Origin of the sequence: Actinopolymorpha pittospori (assembly GCF_014873875.1) — a bacterium.
Lineage (GTDB): Bacteria > Actinomycetota > Actinomycetes > Propionibacteriales > Actinopolymorphaceae > Actinopolymorpha > Actinopolymorpha pittospori.
Window position 1 is genome coordinate 8,560,679 of sequence record NZ_JADBEM010000001.1, and the last position, 22,483, is coordinate 8,583,161.

The following is a 22,483-nucleotide window of genomic DNA, read 5'->3' on the forward strand; positions in this document are numbered from 1 at the left end:
CGTCGCGGCGGGGCAATCCGCCCGAGCACGACCTTGGGCCCGGCACTGCCGTCAGGATAGCCACGCGACGCACCCCTGCGCAGGAGGGCGCACGATTGTTACCGAACGCTCACTTGACGCCATTTCCACGGGGCTTGTCCACGATCATGACCTCCGCCAGACCCCTTCCACCGCCGGCCCCACCGGTGATCATGATCGGCCTCACGAAAACGGACGCGCCCGCGGGGGAAACGGAAAGGCCCCCGCCCGGTCACACCGGTCAGGGGCCTTTCCCGCACCACGCTCAGCCGCGGGCGGCCGTGCCCTCGACGTAGTCGTCGTCGTGGCTCTTCACCCACGCCATGAGCTCGCGCAGGTCCTTGCCGACCTTCTCGATCGGGTGCTGCTCGGACTCCTCGCGGAACCGCTTGAACTCCGGGCCACCGGCGTCCTGGTCGTTGATGAAGCGCTGCGCGAAGGTGCCGTCCTTGATGTCGCTCAGGACGTCGCGCATGTGCGCCTTCACCGCGTCGTCGATGATCCGCGGGCCCGACACGTAGTCGCCGTACTCGGCCGTGTCCGAAACCGACCAGCGCTGCTTGGCGATGCCGCCCTCGTACATCAGGTCGACGATCAGCTTCAGCTCGTGCAGGCACTCGAAGTAGGCGACCTCGGGCTGGTAGCCCGCGTCCGTCAGGGTTTCGAAGCCCGCCTGGATCAGCGCGGAGACGCCGCCGCAGAGCACCGTCTGCTCACCGAACAGGTCGGTCTCGGTCTCCTCGGTGAACGTCGTCTGGATGCCGCCCGCACGCAGACCGCCGATGGCCTTGGCGTAGGCCAGGGTGAGCGGCCAGGCGTTGCCGGTCGCGTCCTGCTCGACCGCGACGAGAACGGGCACGCCGCGCCCCTCGCTGTACTCGCGGCGGACCAGGTGTCCCGGCCCCTTCGGAGCCACCATCGCGACGTCCACACCGGCCGGCGGCTTGATGTAGCCGAAGCGGATGTTGAAGCCGTGGCCGAAGAAGAGCGCGTCTCCCTCGGCGAGGTTCGGCTCGATCGCCTCGGCGTACAGCTTGCGCTGCGCCGGGTCGGGCGCGAGGACGACGATGAGGTTGGCCTCCGCCACCGCCTCCGCGGGGGTGAGGACCTTCAGGCCCTCCGCCTCGGCCTTCGCCCGGCTCTTGGAGCCCTCGGGCAGGCCGACGCGCACGTCGACGCCAGAATCACGCAGCGACAGCGCGTGGGCGTGGCCCTGACTTCCGTATCCGAGTACGGCGACGGTGCGCCCCTGGATCACCGCCAGGTCGGCGTCGTCGTCGTAGAACAGCTTTGCCACAACATCTCCTTCTGCATTCAGTGTGTGATGAGGCCGGTACGGCTCAGGCGGACTTCTCGTTCACCCGGTCGAGCGAACGCAGGGTCCGGTCGGTGATCGAGCGGCTACCGCGACCAACGGCGACCATGCCTGACTGCACCAGCTCGCGGATCCCGAACGGCTCGAGCACACGCAGCATCGCGTCGAGCTTCTCGGGATTGCCGGTGGCCTCGATCGTCACGGTATCGGGGGCGACGTCGACCACCTTCGCACGGAACAGCTGCACCGTCTCCAGCACACTGCCGCGAGCCTGTCCGTCGGCCTTCACCTTGACCAGGAGCAGCTCCCGCTGCACCGAGGAGGAGGGCTCCAGCTCGACGATCTTGATGACGTTGACGAGTTTGTTGAGCTGCTTGGTGACCTGCTCCAGCGGGAGCTCCTCGACGTTCACGACGATCGTCATCCGGGAGATCTCCGGATGCTCAGTGGCGCCGACGGCGAGGGAGTCGATGTTGAACCCGCGCCGCGAGAAGAGCCCGGCGATCCGGGCCAGGACACTGGGCTTGTTCTCCACCAGCACGGAGAGAGTGTGTCGGGACATGGGGTCTCGTCCTTTCGAGCGCCTGGGCGGAAACGACCACGTTGAATCGGAACCGGAACGGAACCGTCAGAGGTCGTCGTTGTCCCAGGCCGGCGCCAGGTCGCGCGCGATCTTGATGTCGTCGTTGCTGGTACCGGCCGCGACCATCGGCCAGACCATCGCGTCGCGGTGGACCACGAAGTCGACCACCACAGGAACGTCGTTGACGCTCATCGCCTTCGCCAGCACGTCGTCGACGTCCTCGGGCCGCTCACAACGCAGTCCGACGCAGCCGTACGCCTCCGCCAGCTTGGCGAAGTCGGGGATGCGGGTGGAGTGCAGGTCGGAGTTGGAGTAACGCCCGTTGTAGAACAGCGTCTGCCACTGCCGGATCATCCCGAGGCTGGAGTTGTTGATCACCGCGACCTTGATCGGGATGTTCTCCAGCGCGCAGGTGGCGAGTTCCTGGTTGGTCATCTGGAAGCAACCATCACCGTCGATCGCCCACACGGTGGCGTCGGGCTGGGCGACCTTGGCACCCATCGCCGCGGGCACGGAGAAGCCCATCGTGCCGGCGCCGCCGGAGTTGAGGAACGTGCCGGGGTTCTCGTAGGAGATGAAGTGCGCGGCCCACATCTGGTGCTGGCCCACACCCGCGACGTACAACGCCTCGGGCCCGCCGGCCTGGCCGATCTTCTCGATCACGTGCTGCGGGGACAGCGAGCCGTCGTCGGGCTTGTCGTATCCGAGCGGGTACCGCGAGCGCCACTCCTCCAGCAGCCGCCACCAACCGGCGTAGTCGCCCTTGCGGCCGGCCGCGGCCTCGGCCTGCAGCGCGACCACCAGGTCGGCGATGACCTCACGGCAGTCGCCCACGATGGGGACGTCGGCGACGCGGTTCTTGGAGATCTCCGCCGGGTCGATGTCCGCGTGGACGACCTTCGCGCGAGGCGCGAACGTCGCGAGCTTGCCGGTCACCCGATCGTCGAAGCGCGCGCCCAGGCAGATCAGCAGGTCGGACTTCTGCAGCGCACCGACGGCCGCGACCGTGCCGTGCATGCCGGGCATGCCGAGGTGCAGCGGGTGACTGTCGGGGAAGGCGCCGCGGGCCATCAGCGTGGTGACCACCGGGATGCCGGTCATCTCGGCGAGGACACGGAGTTCCTTGGCGGCCCGCGCCCGCAGCACACCGCCACCGACGTAGAGAACCGGCCGGCTCGACTCGCTGATCAGCCGGGCCGCCTCCCGGACCTGCTTGGCGTGCGGCCTGGTCACCGGGCGGTAGCCCGGCAGGTCGACGGAGCCGGGCCAGGAGAAGGTCGTCATCGACTGCATCGCGTCCTTGGACACGTCGACGAGGACCGGGCCGGGCCGACCGGTGGAGGCGATGTGGAACGCCTCGGCGATCGTGCGCGGGATCTCGGCCGGGTCGGTCACCAGGTAGTTGTGCTTGGTGATCGGCAGCGTGATGCCGCGGATGTCGGCTTCCTGGAAGGCGTCCGTGCCGATCGCGCTCGCCGGGACCTGACCGGTCACGGCGACCATCGGCACCGAGTCCATGTAGGCGTCCGCGATCGGCGTCACCAGGTTGGTCGCGCCGGGTCCGGACGTCGCCATGCACACGCCCGGCCGTCCGGTCGCGAGTGCGTAGCCCTCGGCCGCGTGTCCGGCACCCTGCTCGTGCCGGACGAGTACGTGCCGGATCTTTCGCGAGTCCAGGAGCGGGTCGTACGCCGGGAGGATCGCCCCGCCGGGGATGCCGAACACGGTGTCGACTCCGGCCGCCTCCAGCGACTTGATCAGGCTCTGCGCCCCGGTCATCTGCTCACTCATGAGCACCCTCGCTTCGCTGTGGCCTCGCGCTGCTGCCCGAGACCCTGTGCTGATCCAACATGTGCGACCTGACGGCGTACCCGTCGGGTCGCTCGCTGCGCTCGCTCACCTGCTCGCCCTTCCTGGCGGCGCCATGATCACTCGCGTCCTTGTCATCCGGATTGTCTGGGGAAACAAAAACCCCTCGGCCCGAGAGGGCAACGAGGGGTGCGCGCTGGCATCGACCGCTGGTGCGGTTCAGCCGGCGCGCTGTCGGGGTACGAGAATCTGCGGACGCACCCATGCACGTTCTCGGACGACCCACCCTCACGTCAAGCCGAACCACCGGTCATCTCGCGATCTGGACGGGCCGTCCATATATCGTCGGAAGTGCCGGAAACTTCACGATCGTCGTCATCGAAGGCGGGCAGGCCGTCGATGCTGCGCTGGTTCTTCGCCCGGCGGTAGTCCGCCCGCCCCTCCTCGCCCTTGCGGTCCATGTGGGCGGGCAGCAGGTCGCGCTCGCCCACGTAGTCCATGAGGGGCACGCCGTAACCGCAGGAGTCGGAGATCCGGGTGACGTCGACGACGATGATCGCCCGGGCGCCCCGGAGCTCGCCGAACAACCCGGCGAGCCCCGCGAACTCCTCGTCGTACATCGACACCACCCGGCCCTGCCCGTGCAGGCGGACGACGTTGGGCGGGCCCTCGAACGCGCAGAACATCAGCGTCACCCGGCCGTTCTGCCGCAGGTGCGCGATCGTCTCCGCACCGCTCGCGGTGATGTCCACGTAGGCGACCGTGTGGTCGTCGAGCACCAGGAAGGTGCCGCCGACGCCCTTGGGAGAGACGTTGACGCTCCCGCCCGGGCCACTCGGTGCGGTCGCCACGAAGAAGACGTGCTGCGCCTCGACGAACGCCCGCAGGCGCCCGTCGATGCGCTCGTGGACCTTGCCCATCAGCCGCTCACCGAAGGCCGCTCAGCCGCAGACCGCGCCGTGGGCGGCCGAGGTCACGAGCTTGGCGTACTTCCCGAGCACCCCGCGGGTGAAGGTCGGCGGCAGCGGCTGCCACTCCGTGCGGCGGCGCTCCAACTCCTCGTCGTCGACCAGCAGGTCGAGCGAGCGGTTGGTCATGTCGAGGCGGATGACGTCGCCGTCGCGGATCAGCGCGATCGGGCCGCCGTCGGAGGCCTCCGGCGCGATGTGCCCCACGCACAGACCTGTGGTGCCACCGGAGAAGCGGCCGTCGGTCATGAGCAGGACGTCCTTGCCGAGGCCGGCGCCCTTGATCGCGCCGGTGATCGCGAGCATCTCGCGCATGCCCGGCCCACCCTTGGGACCTTCGTAGCGGATGACGACCACGTCGCCGGCCTGGATGGTGCCGTCCTCCAAGGCGTCGAGGGCGCCACGCTCCCGCTCGAACACCCGGGCAGGGCCCTCGAAGACCGCGGCGTCGAGACCCGCGCTCTTCACGACCGCCCCGTCCTCGGCGAGCGAGCCGCGCAGGATGGTGAGCCCGCCGGTGCGGTGGATCGGGTCCTTGATCGCGCGGATGATCGTGCCGTCGAGGTCTGGCGGGGCGATGTCGGCGAGGTTCTCGGCCATGGTCTTGCCGGTCACCGTCATGCAGTCGCCGTGCAGGAGCCCCGCGTCGAGCAGCGCCTTCATCACGACCGGGATCCCACCCACGCGGTCGACGTCGCTCATGACGTAACGGCCGAACGGCTTGAGGTCGCCGAGGTGCGGGACCTTGTCACCGATGCGGTTGAAGTCGTCGAGGGTGAGGTCGACCTCGGCCTCACGGGCGATCGCGAGCAGGTGCAGGACGGCGTTGGTGGAGCCACCGAGCGCCATCACGACGGCGATGGCGTTCTCGAACGCCTCCTTCGTCAGGATCTGCCGCGCCCGCAGGCCCTTGCGCAGCATCCCGACGACCGCCTCACCCGAACGCCGGGCGATGCCGTCCCGGCGCCGGTCGACGGCCGGCGGCGCGGCGGACCCGGGCAGCGCCATGCCGAGAGCCTCGGCGGCACTCGCCATCGTGTTGGCGGTGTACATGCCGCCGCAGGCGCCCTCACCTGGGCAGATCGCCCGCTCCACCTCGTCGACCTGCTCACGCGTGATCAGGCCACGGGCGCAGGCGCCGACCGCCTCGAAGGCGTCGATGATCGTCACGTCCCGACCGTCGACCTTGCCGGGGAGGATCGAGCCAGCGTAGACGAAGACGGAGGCGAGGTCGAGTCGCGCGGCGGCCATCAGCATGCCGGGCAGGCTCTTGTCGCAGCCCGCCAGCAGCACCGTGCCGTCGAGCCGCTCGGCCTCGACCACGGTCTCCACCGAGTCGGCGATGATCTCCCGCGAGACGAGGGAGAAGTGCATGCCGACGTGCCCCATCGAGATGCCGTCGGACACCGAGATCGTGCCGAACTCCAGCGGGTAGCCGCCGGCGGCGTGCACGCCGTCCTTGGCGGCCTTGGCCAGCCGGTCGAGAGAGAGGTTGCAGGGGGTGATCTCGTTCCAGGACGAGGCGACACCGATCTGCGGCTTCTCCCAGTCGTCGTCACCCATCCCCACCGCGCGGAGCATGCCGCGGGCGGCGGCGCGCTCCAGTCCGTCGGTGACCTCCCGACTGCGCGGCTTGATGTCGGTACTCATGCGTTCGGCTCCTCGTTCGCCGTGGATTCTTCGTACGTCGTCAGGTCGGCACGGGAGGGCGGGCTGCGGATGGGCAGGGCGCTTTCGCCGTGGACCACAAGATCGGGCGGGGTCGCCGCGCACTCACTGTACGGCGGTGGCAGGCAGCGGCGGACGCGCGGGCTCGCGGGAAGGCGCCCGACCCACGACCCAGGCGACCGTCAGCAGGGCCAGCGCGAGCAGCGGACCGAGCACGCTGAGCAGTTGCTGCCAGGGTGCGTAGGAGAGTTCGACGTTGCCTCCCCACGGCAGGACGTACTTGAAGATCGCGGCGGCCACCCACACGACGAACGCCCCGCCCACGACCCGGACCGAGCGCGGCAGGTGCCGGCCGACGAAGAGTCCGGCGCCGAGCGGCACGATCCAGACGAAGTGGTGCGTCCAGGACAGCGGCGAGGCCAGCAACGTCGCGAGCCCGGTGAGGCACACCCCGAGCAGGGGTTCGCCGCGGCGGAACCACAGGACCGCGACGTAGGCGCCGGCGAGTCCGGCCGCGGCGCCGAGGGCGATCCCGGTGTAGTGCTGCCATCCGCCGTACCCGAACAGCCGGACGACGGTGCCGAGCATCGACTGGTTCATCAGGAAGTGCGCCGGGCCGGTGCGGGTGTCGCCGGAGAGCAGCAGCCGCGCGAAGCCGAACGTCTCGCGCGGCATGAAGACCGCGGTTCCGACCGTGATCACGCCGGCGGTGAGGACGACGGCGCGCGCGGCCCGCCACCGTCGGGCCAGCAGGAGGTAGACCACGAACAGCGCCGGGGTCACCTTGATCGCCGCCGCGATCCCGGTGAGGACACCGGCGGGCAGCAGTCGGGCACCGGCCTGGTCCGTCCGGGCGGCGTCGGCTCGACCATCGACCGGATGGTCGGCGGGGTCGGCGAGGCGGTCGGCTGGGCCGGGCCGGCCGCGCCGCAACCACCTGACCAGGTGCGGGCCGACCAGCCTGGGACCCGGCACCAGGTCGGCGACGACCAGGGCCATCAGGAAGATGTTGATCTGTCCGAAGCTGACGGTCGCCCGGACCGGCTCGACGAGCAGCGCGCACGCCGTGGCGACCAGCGAGAGGGTCCAGCCGCGCAGCCCCGCGCGGTGGAGGACGAACAACAGCGCCAGACCGTTGAGCACCGTCCACCCCACCTGGAGCAGGGTGAACGGCACGAAGACCAACGGGACGGACAGGAGCGCGGCCACCGGTGGGTAGATGAAGGCGAGATAGGTGTCGGGCGTCCGGGCGGTGAGGATGTCGCCGCCGTCGAGCAGGACGTGACCGGTGTAGACGTACACGTCGAGGTCGACGGTGTTGGGCGCCCACGGCCAGAACACTCCGTAGGACTGCGCGAACGGCAGCACCGCGAGCAGGGCGACGACGGGTAGCGCCAGCTGCGCCACGATGCCCGCACGAGTGCGCACGCCACCCCTCTCCGCCGGTCCGAACGTCGGGACCTTCCTACCGGATCGGCGTGGACGCCGACCAGCAGGACCCGCCGCCGCGTCGGTACGGTCCCGTCCGGACCCGCCCGCTCAGCCCGATCAGCCCGCCACGACGGTGTTCTCGAGCGGCTCCCCCGCGACCCACCGACGCAGCTGCGCGCTCACCAGTGCCCGACCGCGCGGCACGAACGCCGAGGTGTTGCCACCGACGTGCGGGCTCAGCAACAGCCCCGGCGCGTCCCACAGGGGGTGCCCGGCGGGCAGGGGTTCGGGGTCGGTCACGTCGAGGGCCGCCAGCAGCCGGCCCCGCTCGAGCTCGGCCAGCAGCGCGTCGGTGTCGACGACCGGCCCGCGCGCGATGTTGACCACGAGCGCCCCGTCCTTGAGCATCGCGAGGAACTTCGCGTCGACCAGGCCGCGGGTCTCCTCGGTCAGCGGAATGAGCAGGACCACCACGTCGGCGGTCGGCAGCAGGTCGGGCAGCTGGTCCATACCGAGCGCGCCGTCGCGAGGTGTGCGGTTGACCTTCACGACCTCGCACTCGAACGGGGTCAGGCGGCGTTCGAGTGCCTGTCCGATCGCGCCGTACCCGACGATGAGGACGCGCTTGTCGGCGAGCGACGAGCGCCGGCCGAGCAGCCAGTGGTGCGTCTCCTGGGCGCGCACGAAGTCGGGGAAGCCGCGCAGGGACGCGATGATGAGCCCGACACCCAACTCCGCCGTGCTCGCGTCGTGGACGCCGCGCGCGTTGCAGAGGGCGACACCAGGCCGGACGAAGGGCTGGACGTTCTCGACACCCGCCGTGAGGGTCTGGACGACCCGCAGGCTCGGCATGGACGTGACCAGCTCGACGGTGTGGGCAGCACCCATGTACGGCGGGACGTAGAACTCCACCTCCGCGATCGAGCCCGGCGGCTCGCCGTGCCCGTCGTACACGTCGATCGCCAGCCCTTCGGGCAGACCGTCGTAGACCTCCGGGGGCTCCGGTAGCCAGACCCGCCGGATCCGGTCGGCGTTCCCACCCGCTGCTGCGCCCACTACTCGGGTCCTCCTCGGCAGTTACGTCGACAGCTCGCGACAGCTCTCGACAGGTCGCGATGTGGCGGACGGCGGGGCCTCGCGGCCCGTGCGCCCGCGGCCGGGGCGGAACAGCACCCCGTCACCGGGTGCGAGAGTGCCACATCGTCGCGGCGCCTGGAAAGGCGCGCGCCGCATGTCGGCCACCACCGGCGGAGGACGCCCCGCGACCCGACGGTCGCCGCACGCGACATCCGTGCGGGGCCGGCGCGCTGCTGGACCGCGTCAGCGCGCACGGGGCGGATCCGGCGCGGATCGACGCGGGATCGGCGCGGGGCCGGCACAGAAACCGCGGGAGAGGCTCGAAACCGACGCAGAAACTGTCGCGCGGTTCGTTGCTCAGGAAGACTGGGCCTCCGCGGAGCTACCGACTGGGGCGGCGCGGCCTCCGATTCGAATCGCCGGAGGTGGCCCGCCGCGGCGGTTGCCCTGCCCGTGAGGTCCAGTGAGGTCCCGTGAGCTCCCATGACGTCCCACGAGGTCCCCGGAAGGAGACTCGGTGCGCCGCGCAGGTGTGACCCTCGCCGCCGTCGCTGTGCTGGCCGTAGCCGGCTGCACGGACACCCCCACCACGTCGACAGAACCGACCGAGCGCCCGAGTTCGGCGTCCGCCTCGCCCACCGAGGCCTCCGACTCCCCCACCGCGTCGACCTCCCCCGCCACCTCGACGCCCTCGCCGCGCTCCGCGCCGTCGGGTCCGCCGCGGGTGAGCGGAACCATCGCCGGTGACCTCGCCGTGCCGTGGGGCATGGCGTTCCTCCCCGACCGGAGTGCCCTGATCGCCGAACGCGACAGCGGTCGGGTCCGGCACGTGGCCACGGACGGGCAGACCACCAACGCGGGGACGGTGCCCGGAGTCCGCGCCCGGGGCGAGGGTGGCCTGCTCGGTCTCGCGGTGGCGCCGACGTTCCGGTCGCAACCGTACGTCTACGCCTCCTTCACCGGCGCGGACGACAACCGGATCGTCCGGATGCGTTACACCGACAACCGGCTCGGCCGGCCCGAGGTCGTGCTCTCGGGGATCCCGTCCGAGGCGGTCCACAACGGCGGCCGGATGGTGTTCGGTCCCGACGGCATGCTGTACGTCGGTACCGGCGACGCCACCGAGGGCGAGGAGTCCCAGGACCGCACCTCGCTGGGCGGCAAGATCCTGCGCATCACGCCGGAGGGCCGACCCGCCGCGGGCAACCCGTTCGCCGGCTCGGCCGTGTGGAGCTACGGCCACCGCAACGTGCAGGGCCTGGCGTTCGATCCCGATGGACGGCTGTGGGCCAGCGAGTTCGGCCAGGACACCTGGGACGAGGTCAACCTGATCCGCAAGGGCGGCAACTACGGCTGGCCGGAGGCCGAGGGGATCGCCCGTGACCCGCGCTACGTCGACCCCATCGCGCAGTGGCGCACCGACGACGCCTCACCGTCCGGACTCGCCTACGCCGGTGGCTCCCTGTGGATGGCCGGCCTGCGCGGGGAGCGGCTCTGGCGCATCCCGATCGAGGACGGTCACCGGTCGGGGTCGCCCCAGGCCTTCTTCACCGGCGACTACGGCCGGCTGCGCACCGTCGCCGCCGCACCCGACGGTTCGCTGTGGCTCACGACCAGCAACACCGACGGCCGGGGAACGCCTGGCGGCCGGGACGACCGCATCCTGCGGGTCACCCTGGGCGGCCCCGACGGTCGGTGACCCCGCGGTCGACACGACCGGAAAGGGCGCCTGACGGTCAAATGCCGTCAGGCGCCCTTTCCAGGAGTCGCGGGGTCCTACTGGCCGCCGAGGCGGTCCAGGATGAGTTGACGGACCCGACCGGCGTCGGCCTGGCCGCGCATCTCCTTCATGACCGCGCCGATCAACGCACCGGCGGCCGCCACCTTGCCGCCGCGGATCTTCTCCGCGACGTCCGGGTTGGCCTCGATAGCCCGGTCGACGGCCGCACCGAGCGCGGAGTCGTCGCTCACGACCTCGAGCCCGCGCTTGGCGACGACCTCCTCGGGCGTGCCCTCACCGGCGAGCACACCGTCGATGACCTCGCGGGCGAGCTTGTCGTTGACCGTGCCCGCGTCGACCAGGGCCTGCACCTGCGCCACCTGCACCGGCGTGATCGGGAGCGCCTCGAGCTCGACCTCGGTGTCCTTGGCGCGCCGGGCGAGCTCACCGAGCCACCACTTGCGGGCCGCCGCCGGCGCCGCACCGGCCGCCACGGTCGCCTCGACGAGGTGCAGGGCACCCGCGCCGAGCACGTCCCGGAACTCCATCTCGGTGAAGCCCCACGCCTCGAACAGCCGGCGCCGGTGCTGGTGCGGCGGCTCGGGGAGGCTGCCCCGCAACTCCTCCACCCATTCCGGCGCCGGCGCCACCGGCACCAGGTCGGGCTCGGGGAAGTAGCGGTAGTCCTCGGCCTGCTCCTTGGAGCGCCCGGAGGTGGTGATGCCGGTGTCCTCGTGCCAGTGCCGGGTCTCCTGGATGACCCTGCCCCCGCCCGACAGGATGGCTGCCTGGCGGCAGATCTCGTAGGTCAGCGCGCGCTCGATCGAGCGGAGTGAGTTGACGTTCTTGGTCTCGGTGCGCAGGCCGTAGGCAGTCACGCCCCGAGGACGCAGGGAGACGTTGGCGTCGCAGCGCAGCGAGCCCTGCTCCATGCGTACGTCGGACACCCCGAGCGCGCGGATCAGGTCACGGAGCTCCGAGACGTAGGCCCGGGCCACCTGCGGGGCCAGTCGGCCGGCGCCCTCGATGGGCTTGGTGACGATCTCGATCAGCGGGATGCCGGCCCGGTTGTAGTCGACGAGGGAGTAGTCGGCGCCCTGGATGCGGCCGGTGACGCCCACGTGGGTGGACTTTCCGGTGTCCTCCTCCATGTGGGCGCGCTCGATCTCGACCCGGAACCGCTGGCCCTCGACCTCGATCTCGAGCGCCCCGTCGGTGGCGATGGGCTCGTCGTACTGGCTAGTCTGGAAGTCCTTGGGCATGTCCGGATAGAAGTAGTTCTTCCGGGCGAACCGGCACCATCCGGCGATGTCGCAGCCGAGGGCGAGACCGATCCGGATCGCCGACTCGACCGCCTTGGCGTTGAGCGCGGGCAGCGCGCCGGGCAGGCCGAGGCAGACGGGGCAGACCTGGGTGTTGGGCGGAGCGCCGAACTCCGTCGCGCAGCCGCAGAACATCTTCGTCGCGGTGTTGAGCTCGACGTGCACCTCGAGACCCATCACCGGGTCGTACTGCTCGAGCGCCTCGTCGTAGGACAGCAGGTCGGTCGTGACGGTCACAGTTCGGGTGCCTCCTCCAGGAGCGGGTGCCCCCAGCGCTGTTCCAACGCCGCCTCGACAGCCGCGCCGACGCGGTAGAGCCGGTCGTCGGCCATCACCGGCGCCATCACGTGCAGGCCGACCGGCAGGCCGTCGTCGGGCGAGAGTCCGGCGGGGAACGACGCCGAGGCGTTGCCGGCGAGGTTGGACGGGATGGTGCACAGGTCGGCCTTGTACATCGCCAGCGGGTCGTCGACTCGCTCGCCGATGCGGAACGCCGTCGTCGGGGTGGTCGGCGACACCAGGACGTCGACCTGCTCGAAGGCCCGGTCGAAGTCGCGGGAGATGAGCGTACGCACCTTCTGCGCCTGCCCGTAGTAGGCGTCGTAGTAGCCACTGGAGAGGGCGTAGGTGCCGATCATGATGCGCCGCTTGACCTCCGCGCCGAACCCGGCCTCGCGGGTCAGCGTCATCACGTCCTCGGCGCTGTGTCGTCCGTCGTCTCCGGTGCGCAGGCCGTACCGCATCCCGTCGAAGCGGGCGAGGTTGCTGGACGCCTCACTCGGGGCGATGAGGTAGTAGGCGGCGAGACCGTAGGTGAAGTGCGGGCACGACACCTCGACGACCTCCGCGCCGAGCTCGGAGAGCAGGTCGACCGCCTCGCGGAAGCGCTGCTCCACACCCGGCTGGAAGCCTTCGCCGCCAAGCTCCTTCACGACGCCGACGCGCATGCCGCGCAGGTCGGTCGCCTGGGCGGCCACCACCACCGGCGGCACCGGCATGTCGATGGAGGTCGAGTCGAGCGGGTCGTAGCCGGCGATCACACTGTGCAGGAGCGCCGCGTCGAGGACGTTGCGCGCACACGGGCCCGCCTGGTCCAGGCTGGAGGAGAACGCGACCAGGCCGTAGCGGGAGACCCCGCCGTAGGTCGGCTTCACTCCCACGGTGCCCGTCACCGAACCCGGCTGGCGGATGGAGCCACCGGTGTCGGTCCCGATCGCGAGTGGCGCCTGGAACGACGCGAGTGAGGCGGAGGAGCCACCTCCGGACCCGCCCGGGATCCGATCGGTGTCCCAGGGGTTGCGGGTGGGGCCGAAGGCGGAGTTCTCCGTCGACGAACCCATCGCGAACTCGTCCATGTTGGTCTTGCCGAGGATGACCAGGCCGGCGTCACGCAGCCGCCGGACCACCGTCGCGTCGTACGGCGGCCGCCATCCCTCCAGAATCCGCGACCCGCAGGTCGTCGGGACGTCCTTCATCGCGAGGACGTCCTTGAGCGCGAGCGGGACACCGGCCAGCGGGCCGAGCGTCTCCCCCGCCGCGCTCTTCTCGTCGACTCGCCGCGCCGTGGCCATGGCACCGTCGACGTCGAGGTGGAGGAACGCGTGGATCCGGTCGTCGACCTTGGCGATCCGGTCGAGGTGCGCCTGGGCGACCTCGACGGCGGATGTCTCGCCGGACCGGATGAGTTCGGCGAGCCGGGCCGCGGTGAATCTCGTCAGATCGGTCATCACGCCTCCTCGCCGAGGATCTTGGGAACCCGGAACCGGTTGTCCTCGACCGCGGGCTCCCCGTCGACGACGGGTGCCCCGGCCAGCGCCTCCTGGGCGGTCAGGCCGAGACGGGGCACGTCCTGACGGAAGACGTTGGTCAGCGGCAGCGGGTGGGAGGTGGGCGGAATGTCCTGCGCCGCCACCTCGCCGACCTGGGCGACCGACTCGAGGATGACGCCGAGCTGCGTCGCGTGCAGGTCGAGTTCGTCATCGGTCAGGTCGATCCGGGCGAGGCGCGCGAGGTGCGCTACCTCCTCGCGGGTGATCGCAGGCACTGGGTGCTTCCTTTACCTCGGATGGTCACGGGCGCGTCGGCCGGTCGCCGGCGTGATCATCAGGCGGCGGGTTGTCGCCGACGCGTACGCCAATCCTAGGAGTTCCGCTCCGCGGTCCCCCTCCGGGCGGGCCGCGGCGGCCGACACAAGCGATTCCGGCCAGGAAGCAGGACGAAAGTAATCTCCGCGGCATCCCACACGCCGATCATGCGCGCGACAATGAAGGCGTGTACCTGCTCCGGATCGCGCTCCCCGATCAGCCCGGCACCCTGGGCGTCGTCGCGTCGGCGCTCGGCGCGGCGGGCGCGGACATCCTTGCCGTCGACGTCGTCTCGCGGGCCGCTGACGGCACCGCGATCGACGACTTCGTCGTAGAACTCCCACTCGGCGGCCGCGCCGACTCCCTCGTCTCGGCCTGCCTGGCCGTGTCGGGGGTTCGGGTGCTGTGGCTCTCGCGCTATGCCGCGGGCGGCAACCTGCGGCACGACCTCGAGGCGGTCGAGGCGATGACCGAGCAGCCGGCCGAGGCCGAACGCCTGCTCGTCCGCCACGCTCCGGTGGTCTTTCGGGCCGACTGGGCCCTTCTCGTGAGCCGTGACCGCGACACCGGCCGGGTGGTGGTGCCGCACGCGACGCCGGCGGCACCGGACCTGCCCGGTGACGAAGCACCCTGGCTGCCCCTGGACCGGCCGGTGCGACTGGAGATACCGGCCGGTTGGGAGGACCGGGGCTGGCGCCACGTGACCGCGGCCACCACGCCGCTGGGCAGCAGGCACCGCGCGCTCGTGATCGGCAGGTCGGGCGGCCCGGAGATCCTCGGCTCCGAACTCGCCCGCCTGGCCCACCTCGCCGGTCTCTCCCAGACGGTCCTGCGCACGCTCGGGCCAGAGCCGGATCCCGTGCCGGACGACTGAAGTCGGGCAACGCCGGCGACCGCACTGACACGGCCTGGACCTGACCTGGACGCCACCAGAACGCGACCACTGCCTGGAACTGCCTGAAACCCGACGGCTACTCCGTGAGGGCCCGCTCGCGGGCCGCGTCGGGTCCCTCGTCGAGCAGGACCCGGAACCCGGCCTCGTCGAGGACGGGCACGCCGAGGTCGCGGGCCTTGTCGAACTTCGAACCGGGATTGTCACCCGCGACGACGAACCCGGTCTTCTTCGACACCGAACTCGACGCCTTCCCACCGCGCGCCTGGATGGCCTCGCTCGCCTCGTCCCGGGAGAACTCCTCCAGGCTTCCGGTGACCACGACCGTCACGCCCTCCAGCGGCCGTGGCCCGTCGTCGACGATCTCCTCCCGCAACCGGACGCCGGCGGAGCGCCACTTCTCGACGATCTCCCGGTGCCAGTCGACGCCGAACCACTCCAGCACCGAGGCGGCGATCGTCGGTCCGACGCCCTCCACGGCGGCGAGTTCCTCCTCGCTCGCGCCGGCGATCCGGTCGAGATCCCCGAACGTGCGGGCCAGCGCCTGCGCCGCCGTCGGTCCGACGTGTCGGATCGACAGGGCCACCAGCACCCGCCAGAGCGGACGGGTCCTGGCCGCCTCGAGGTTGTCGAGCAACCGCCGGGCGTTGGCGGACAGTGCGCCGCCCTTGGTGGTGAAGAACTCCGCGCCGAGAAGCTGGTCGCCGGTCAGGGCGAACAGGTCGCCCTCGTCGTGGATGAGGCCGCCCTGCAGGAGTGCCGTGCCGGCCTGGTAGCCGAGCACCTCGATGTCGAAGGCGCCCCGCCCGGCGAGGTGGAACAGCCGCTCCCGGAGCTGGGCGGGACAACTGCGGGCGTTGGGGCAGCGCAGGTCGACGTCGCTCTCCTTCTCCGGCCGCAGCTCGTGCCCGCACTCTGGGCACTTGGCCGGCATCTCGAACTCGCGCTCGGAGCCGTCACGCAGGTCGACGACCGGGCCGACGATCTCCGGGATGACGTCGCCCGCCTTGCGGAGCACCACGGTGTCGCCGATCAGGACGCCCTTGCGGCGGACCTCCTGCGCGTTGTGGAGCGTCGCGAACTCGACCGTGGAGCCGGCCACCTTCGTCGGCTCCATCACACCGTAGGGAGTCACCCGGCCGGTGCGGCCGACGTTGACCCTGATGTCGAGCAACCTGGTGTTGACTTCCTCCGGCGGGAACTTGAACGCGATCGCCCAGCGGGGCGCGCGTGAGGTGGAGCCGAGCTGGCGCTGCAGGGCGATCTGGTCGACCTTCACCACCACGCCGTCGATCTCGTGGTCGAGGCCGTGCCGGCGTTCGCCGTACTCGCGGGCGTAGGCGTCGACCTCCTCGAGCGTGCGGCGGAGGGCCACGTGCTCGCTGACGGGGATGCCCCAACCGGACAGGGTGGAGTAGGCCTCCGACAGCCGGCTCGGCTGCCAGCCGCGCACGCGTCCGATGCCGTGGGCGACGAACTGGAGCGGACGGCGCGCGGTCATCCGTGGGTCCTTCTGCCGCAGCGAGCCGGCGGCGGAGTTGCGCGGGTTGGCGAACGGCGCCTTACCCGCCTCCACCAGGCTGGCGTTGAGCTCCTGGAAGTCGGCGACCCGGAAGAACACCTCGCCACGCACCTCGAGCACGTCCGGGACCGCCGGGCCGCCCTTCACGGGAGTCAGCCGGGTGGGGACGCTGTCGATGGTGCGGACGTTGAGGGTGACGTCCTCACCGGTGTGGCCGTCGCCACGGGTCGCGGCGCGCACGAGGCGGCCCTCCTCGTAGACGAGGTCGACCGCGAGGCCGTCGATCTTCAGCTCGCAGAGGTATTCGGCCTCGGTGCCGACCTCCCGCTCCATCCGCGCCGCCCAGGCACGCAACTCCTCCAGAGCGAAGGCGTTGTCGAGCGACATCATGCGTTCGGGGTGCTCGACCGGTGCGAACTCCGTCGACCAGGCACCGCCGACCTTCTGCGTCGGTGACTCGGGGCTGCGCAGGTCGGGATGCTTCTCCTCGAGGCCGCGCAACTCCCGCATGAGCGCGTCGTACTGGGCGTCCGAGACGGTCGGACGGTCGAGCACGTGGTAGCGGTAGTTGTGCTCCTCGATCTCCTGCACCAGGACCGAGTGCCGGTCCAGGGCCGTCGTCGGAACGCCCGCAACCTTCCGTTTGGTCGCCTTCGGCGCGCTCTCTGCCATACGACGAACGCTACCGGCGGGGACCGACACGCGCCCGCGGGGAACCCCGGGATCGCCGGCACTCCGACCCGTGCAGCCAGTGGTGAGGTGACCGCCTCCGGGGACTCGCTAGGCGAGCCTGGCCCGGAGCGCCTCCACGACGCCGGGCGCGACCCGGCGTACCCACGGGTCGAGCACCTGGTCGAGCGCCACGAGATCACCCTCGAGCACGGTGAACGCCTCCACCGGCAACGAGGCGCCGACCTCGGTCAGGACCGGGCCGAGACCACTCTCGAGGCTCGTGAGGTGATGCGGCGCACCCGCGACCAGCACCGGGATCGCCAGCACGCCACCGAGCGCCAGGTGGGGCAGCCGGTCGAGGAAGACCTTCAACACGCCGGTGAAGGTGCCCTTGTAGGCCGGCGAACCGACCAGGAGCAGGTCGGCGCCCTGCGTCGCCGCGAGCGCCCCGGCGACGCCCGCCGTCGGCTCGGCGGCGAGGAGGTCACCGCCCAGTGAGGCCAGGTCGACCGCGGACACCGTGACGGAGGAAACAGCCTCGCCCAACTCGGGACGGACCCGCTCGACGAGCGCCTCGGCGGCGCGGACCGCCGTCGTGAAGGTCCGGCTCCCGGGGCGGGGATTGCCCACCAGCACCGTGACGCGCAGAGTGTGGCCGGTCGGGGCGGCGGTCATGATCGATCCTCCATCGGTGTGGACAGCCCGAGAGTACGAACTCCTCGACGCCGAGGCCGGGAACTCCCGGATCCGCTCCGCGATCCGCGAGGCCCGCACCTCCACCGCCACCGGGCGGCGACCCAGCCGTGGGACCCACCCGTCACCCTCACCAGGGGCATCGGAGCGGGGCTCGCGTGGCGGCGCCGCGAGTCTCAGGGCGACGTGGGCGTCCCGCGGCTCGGGTCAGCCGGCGTCAGGCGACCCCGCACAGAGCGCGCTCGCCTGCCGTCGTGGTTCGACGTGCGGACGCGAGACGGGCAAGGGTTTCCGGGTCACGCACCACACCGTCGCACCGACCGGATCCGAGGTCAACGACAACCGTCGCCTGTATTACATCCTGGACCGGTCGGAATTGACGGATTGCTCCCCGACCCGTGATCACGAGCCTCGACCGGACGAACCCCTCAGCCGCCACACCCGTGCGGCCACACCCGTGCGGCCACACCCGTGCGGCCACACCCGTGCGGCCACACCCGTGCGGCCACACCCGTGCGGCCTCACCCGTGCGGCCTCAGCCGGAGACGCCGGTACGGACGACCTGGCCCGCGGGCGCGCCGGTCGGCCCGCCGTCCTCCCACACGAACGTCCCGCCGATCAAGGTGTGGAGTACGCCCTCGGCCAGCCGCCACGGCTCGTCGTAGGTCGACGGGCCGGCGACCACGGCCGGGTCGAAGACGGCGAGGTCGGCGACGGCGCCCTCCCGGATGACCCCGCGATCGGTCCAGCCGAGCCGGGACGCGGGCAGCGACGTCATCTTCGCGACCGCGGTGGCGAGGTCGAGGACACCCGCCTCCCGCACGTAGTGGCCCAGCACCCGGGTGAAGGTGCCGAAGCTGCGCGGGTGCGGCGTTCCGGTACCCGGACAGTGCAGCACCCAGCCGTCGCTCGCGACCGCGACCGTCGGGTCGGCGAGGATCGCGCGTACGTCGTCCTCGTCCATGCCGTGGCTGATGATCGACGCCACTCCGCCCTGACGGCGCAGCAGGTCGACGGTCGCCTCCGCCGGGGTCAGACCGACGGCCCGGGCGATCGCCGCGACGTCGGATCCGAGGTACTTCCGGTACGGCCCCTCCGGCGTACCGGACAGCACGATCCGCTCGGGCAGGAACGTCCGCCCGCTCCGGGCGTCGAGGTCGGCGACGATGCGGGCCCGGTCCTGCGCGCTCTCCAGGCGCCGCACCAGCGCACCCACTCCGCCGTCCATCGCCCATCCCGGTAGCCGGGATGTGAGCGTGGTGCTGGACGCGGTGTAGGGGTACTGGTCGGCGTGCGCGTCCACCCCGGCGTCCCGGGCTCCCGCGATGGCGGCCATCGCGGCGTGGACGCGCCCCCAGTTGGGCGGGGCGACCGCCTTCAGGTGCGAGATCTGCACGCGTACGCCGGTCCGCCGGCCCACCTCGAGCGCCTCCTCGATCGCCTCGTCGAGCCGGTCGCCTTCGTCGCGGATGTGGGTCGAATAGACCCGGCCGGCCTCGGCGGCCGCCTCGGCGACGGCGGCGAGTTCGTCCGTCGCGGCGTACATCGCGGGTGCGTAGATCAGGCCACTGGACAGTCCCGCGACACCGTCGGCCATCGCCGCCCTCGCGAGCGCGAGCATCCGGTCCAGCTCGGCCGGGGTCGGAGCCCTGTCGTCCAGGCCCATGGCCGCGATCCGGAGCGCCCCGTGTCCGACCTGGGGGGCGATGTTGACGCCGAGCGGCAGCCGGCCGACGGAGGCGGCGAACTCCGCCGCACTCGACCAGTCCCACGGCATGTCCCCGTCGATGAACCCGCCGTGCGCACGGAGTTCGGACGCGTGCTCGGGTACGACCGGGAACGGCGAGAAGCCGCAGTTGCCGGTCACCAGCGTCGTGACGCCCTGGGCGGCCTGGGTCACCGCCTGGGGTGCGTCGAAGACGGTGTAGTCGGAGTGGGAGTGCAGGTCGATGAACCCCGGGCTGACGACGGCACCGGCGACGTCGACGTAGCGGCGGGCCTCCGCCGCGTCGACTCTTCCGATCGCCACGATCCGACCGGCGCTGATGGCGACGTCGGCGACGACGCCGGGTGCCCCGCTGCCATCGAGGACGGTGCCGCCGGCGAGAACGAGGTCGTACATCGGTTGCCTCCTGTGCGTGGTTGGTCGGGCTCGAGAGTCGGTGCGACGCCGCCCGCCGTGGCGTGTGGTCAGCGCAGCCGGGACTTCGTCTCCGGCACACGGACCGGCTCGGTCAGGCTGGTGTAGTGCCCAGGGTGGCGGCGGCCGAGGAAGTTCCAGCGCTCCCGGGCCGCCCGCGCCTGGTCGACGTCGACCGAGGTGGTCACGAGTTCGTCCGCGGTGGTCGCCGCCCGGGCGAGCACCTGGCCGAACGGATCGATCACGCAGGAACCGCCGATGAGTTCCACGCCGTCCTCCGTCCCGGCCTTGGCCACTCCGACGACGAAGACGCTGTTGCTGTAGGCGCCGGCACGCATCACGAGTTCGTTCTGCTCGTACGCGAGCGGGCCCGCCGGAGTGTTGTAGCCGATGAGCACCAGCTCCGCACCGTCCAGGGCGAGAGCGCGGTAGGTCTCGGGGAACCTGCGGTCCTGGCAGATCGCGATCCCGACCTGGGCGTGCGTCGTCTGGAACGCCTGGAAACCGGTGTCGCCGTGCGCGAAGTAGTAGGGCTCGTAGACGGCCCCCGGCCGCGCCGAGGGTCCGTCTGCGAGCCCGGGCAGGTGCAGCTTGCGGTACTTCCCGACGACCTCACCGCGCTCGTCGACGTAGACCGCGGTGTTGAACTGCCGGCCGTCGGCGGTGCGCTCGGCGTACCCGAGGTGGAACGCGATGCCCGCCTCCCGGGCGCGCTCGAACAGCGGCGCGACCATCGGAGCGGGCATCGCGGTGCTGAAGAACCGCGCCGCGTCGGAACGGATCCGCTTGGGGAAGTACGTCGTGAGCGCGAGCTCCGGGTAGACCAGCACCTGCACGCGTTCGGCGATCGCCTGCTCCAGCAGCGCGAGCAGCCGAGCGAGGATCTCCTCCGGTGTACTCGACTCCTGGTGGGGACCGAGCTGTGCGGCTCCCACCCTCACCCGACGGGTCACGACGTCCTTCCTCCCAAGGGTTCCACTCGTCTTCTGTCGTGCGTCTCCTGTCACGCGCGTTCGGTCGTGCGCGGGCGGTCAGGATCAGGTCATCACGGCGAGCAGGATCGCGTACATCACGCAGGCCGGAAGCATGACCAGCCATCCTGTCAACAACACGTTGCGCATGTTCTGCGAACGCGCCAGCCCCATCGCACCGATCATGTTGGCGTTGGGGAACGGGCCGTAGGTGTCACCCTTGGACGCCCACAACAACACGATGACCCAGGCGCTGGCCGACACTCCGAGGCTCGCACCGATCCCGCCGAACACCTTGTCCAGCAACACGACCTGCGCCGCGGTCGCACCGGGCACACCGACCCAGCCGAGCAGGCCGATCGCGACCGCGAACGGGAAGCCGGCCATGTGCGAGAGCTGGGTGCCGAACGTGTCGAGGATGACGTCGTACGGCTTGAGCCACTGGTCGATGATCATGAACAGCGCCGCCAGCAACCAGAACAGCAGGAAGATGCTCAGCAGTTTCGACCCACCGCGGTACATCCCGGTCGCGATGTCGACACTGGACAACCCACCGGCGTAGCCCGTGACGATGGCGAGCAGGGGCAGGGCGAGCAGTGGGAAGGCCGTTCCGGCGTTGGTGATCGTGGCGTAGACGACACTGGCGACGAGGAGCAGCACGAACGCCGCGGTGGCCCGGCCCGCCTTCGGGTAGCTCTTCGCCGCCGTTCCGGCCGCCTCCTCCGCGGTGTAGAAGTCGGTGCCGGTCGCCGCCGTACGACGCTGCATCCACGGCACGATGATCATCGCGAGGATGATCGAGAGGACCGCGAGCGGCCCGGCGCCCACCCGCAGGTAGGTGAGGTAGTTGACGTCCGCGGCAGTCAGGATCGCGACGTTCGAACCCGCGAACGGCGCGAGGGCGAGACCGGCGCAACCGCCGACGAACATCATCGAGGCCGTGGCCGAACGCGTGAAGCCCATCCGAGCCGTGATCGGGATGAGGATCGGCGCGGCGATCGCGAGCGCACCGGCGAGGGTGCCCAGACTCGCGACCAGGACCAGGCAGGCGAGCATCACGCCGAGCGTCACCATGTGCCGGTTGCGCTCGCCGACCAGCCGCATGATGGCGCTGACGATCATGTCGGCGACACCCGTCACGCGTAGGATCTCACCGACCCCGGCGCCGAGCACGATGATCAGGCCGATCATCGTGACCATGTCGCCGAGGGAGGTGCCGAGCACCTCGGCCACGGCCGTCGGTGGCTTGCCCGCGATGAAGACGGCGGACACCAACGCCACGATCGTGCCCACCACAAGGTCCATGCCGAGCAGGCAGAGGGCGGCGTAGAGAAGGATCGGCAGCAGGCCCCACATCGTTGGCTTGTCGACAGTGAAGCCGAGCACCGCGGAAAAGACCAGGCCGAGCAGTGCGACCACGGTGCAGATCCTGCGGCGCAGAGGCGAGAGCCCCACGGCGTAGGCGTTTCCGCCGCTCTCCTCGTCGCCGGACGACGCGTTCTCGCGCTCCTTCTCCTGCGGCGCGGTGGCGGCCTCCGGGCGTTTCGCGGCACGTCCAGGCGGGTTCGTGGGCCGGGATGTGGGCATTGGGGGTCTCC

The 22,483-nt window shown here is 71.0% G+C and carries 17 protein-coding genes; 2 read left to right on the forward strand and 15 right to left on the reverse strand.

The genetic code is table 11. The features are described 5' to 3' along the window. Nucleotides 1–283 precede the first annotated feature (283 nt). The 7 genes from ilvC to HEB94_RS39755 form a co-directional block, all read right to left on the reverse strand. Nucleotides 284–1,315 carry a ketol-acid reductoisomerase gene (ilvC, locus tag HEB94_RS39725; protein WP_192754607.1) on the reverse strand — a complete coding sequence of 344 codons (1,032 nt, stop codon included), beginning with the start codon at nucleotides 1,313–1,315 and terminating at the stop codon, nucleotides 284–286. Nucleotides 1,316–1,358: 43 nt separating this feature from the next. Further along, entirely contained in the window at nucleotides 1,359–1,895 is a 537-nt protein-coding gene (gene ilvN / locus HEB94_RS39730; RefSeq protein ID WP_192754608.1) for an acetolactate synthase small subunit, read from the reverse strand. Between the two features lie 66 nt (nucleotides 1,896–1,961). Continuing rightward, complete coding sequence (locus HEB94_RS39735; protein WP_337918585.1) at nucleotides 1,962–3,761, reverse strand: acetolactate synthase large subunit; 1,800 nt, start codon at nucleotides 3,759–3,761, stop codon at nucleotides 1,962–1,964. A 257-nt stretch (nucleotides 3,762–4,018) separates the two neighbouring features. Further along, nucleotides 4,019–4,645: a pyridoxamine 5'-phosphate oxidase family protein gene (locus HEB94_RS39740; RefSeq protein WP_192754610.1), complete on the reverse strand. Its 627-nt coding sequence runs from the start codon at nucleotides 4,643–4,645 to the stop codon at nucleotides 4,019–4,021. Between the two features lie 21 nt (nucleotides 4,646–4,666). After that, entirely contained in the window at nucleotides 4,667–6,343 is a 1,677-nt protein-coding gene (gene ilvD / locus HEB94_RS39745; RefSeq protein ID WP_192754611.1) for a dihydroxy-acid dehydratase, read from the reverse strand. A gap of 123 nt (nucleotides 6,344–6,466) precedes the next feature. Next, complete coding sequence (locus HEB94_RS39750) at nucleotides 6,467–7,789, reverse strand: glycosyltransferase 87 family protein (RefSeq protein WP_192754612.1); 1,323 nt, start codon at nucleotides 7,787–7,789, stop codon at nucleotides 6,467–6,469. Nucleotides 7,790–7,909: 120 nt separating this feature from the next. Next, nucleotides 7,910–8,848: a 2-hydroxyacid dehydrogenase gene (locus HEB94_RS39755; RefSeq protein WP_192754613.1), complete on the reverse strand. Its 939-nt coding sequence runs from the start codon at nucleotides 8,846–8,848 to the stop codon at nucleotides 7,910–7,912. Nucleotides 8,849–9,386: 538 nt separating this feature from the next. Here HEB94_RS39755 and HEB94_RS39760 point away from each other — a divergent pair. Beyond that, a complete protein-coding gene (locus HEB94_RS39760; RefSeq protein WP_192754614.1) occupies nucleotides 9,387–10,568 on the forward strand; it encodes a PQQ-dependent sugar dehydrogenase in 1,182 nt (393 codons plus the stop codon). A 77-nt stretch (nucleotides 10,569–10,645) separates the two neighbouring features. Here HEB94_RS39760 and gatB read toward each other — a convergent pair whose 3' ends face one another. The 3 genes from gatB to gatC are packed head-to-tail and all read right to left on the reverse strand — an operon-like array spanning nucleotide 10,646 to nucleotide 13,955. Next, nucleotides 10,646–12,148 (reverse strand): Asp-tRNA(Asn)/Glu-tRNA(Gln) amidotransferase subunit GatB, encoded by a 1,503-nt coding sequence (gene gatB, locus HEB94_RS39765; protein ID WP_192754615.1) that lies wholly within the window; start codon nucleotides 12,146–12,148, stop codon nucleotides 10,646–10,648. Then, nucleotides 12,145–13,638 carry an Asp-tRNA(Asn)/Glu-tRNA(Gln) amidotransferase subunit GatA gene (gene gatA / locus HEB94_RS39770; RefSeq protein ID WP_192754616.1) on the reverse strand — a complete coding sequence of 498 codons (1,494 nt, stop codon included), beginning with the start codon at nucleotides 13,636–13,638 and terminating at the stop codon, nucleotides 12,145–12,147. Before gatA ends, gatB begins: the two co-directional genes overlap by 4 nt. Beyond that, nucleotides 13,638–13,955: an Asp-tRNA(Asn)/Glu-tRNA(Gln) amidotransferase subunit GatC gene (gene gatC, locus HEB94_RS39775; protein WP_192754617.1), complete on the reverse strand. Its 318-nt coding sequence runs from the start codon at nucleotides 13,953–13,955 to the stop codon at nucleotides 13,638–13,640. Before gatC ends, gatA begins: the two co-directional genes overlap by 1 nt. Before the next feature lie 227 nt (nucleotides 13,956–14,182). Between gatC and HEB94_RS39780 the strand changes: the two genes are divergently transcribed. Continuing rightward, the gene (locus HEB94_RS39780; RefSeq protein ID WP_192754618.1) at nucleotides 14,183–14,869 is read left to right on the forward strand and encodes an ACT domain-containing protein; all 687 of its coding nucleotides are present in this window, start codon (nucleotides 14,183–14,185) and stop codon (nucleotides 14,867–14,869) included. A gap of 97 nt (nucleotides 14,870–14,966) precedes the next feature. On the opposite strand, the gene ligA is transcribed toward HEB94_RS39780, so the two are convergent. From ligA to HEB94_RS39805, 5 genes are all read right to left on the reverse strand, one after another. Beyond that, the gene (gene ligA / locus HEB94_RS39785) at nucleotides 14,967–17,081 is read right to left on the reverse strand and encodes an NAD-dependent DNA ligase LigA (RefSeq protein ID WP_192754619.1); all 2,115 of its coding nucleotides are present in this window, start codon (nucleotides 17,079–17,081) and stop codon (nucleotides 14,967–14,969) included. Between the two features lie 108 nt (nucleotides 17,082–17,189). Beyond that, on the reverse strand, nucleotides 17,190–17,756 hold the full coding sequence (locus HEB94_RS39790) for an NADPH-dependent FMN reductase (RefSeq protein ID WP_192754620.1): 567 nt from the start codon (nucleotides 17,754–17,756) through the stop codon (nucleotides 17,190–17,192). 553 nt (nucleotides 17,757–18,309) lie between these two features. Then, nucleotides 18,310–19,896, reverse strand: coding sequence for an N-acyl-D-amino-acid deacylase family protein (locus HEB94_RS39795; protein ID WP_192754621.1), 1,587 nt, complete (start codon nucleotides 19,894–19,896; stop codon nucleotides 18,310–18,312). A 68-nt stretch (nucleotides 19,897–19,964) separates the two neighbouring features. Continuing rightward, nucleotides 19,965–20,867 carry a nitrilase-related carbon-nitrogen hydrolase gene (locus HEB94_RS39800; protein WP_192754622.1) on the reverse strand — a complete coding sequence of 301 codons (903 nt, stop codon included), beginning with the start codon at nucleotides 20,865–20,867 and terminating at the stop codon, nucleotides 19,965–19,967. Nucleotides 20,868–20,951: 84 nt separating this feature from the next. After that, nucleotides 20,952–22,472 (reverse strand): Na+/H+ antiporter NhaC family protein, encoded by a 1,521-nt coding sequence (locus tag HEB94_RS39805; protein WP_192754623.1) that lies wholly within the window; start codon nucleotides 22,470–22,472, stop codon nucleotides 20,952–20,954. Nucleotides 22,473–22,483: the final 11 nt, after the last annotated feature.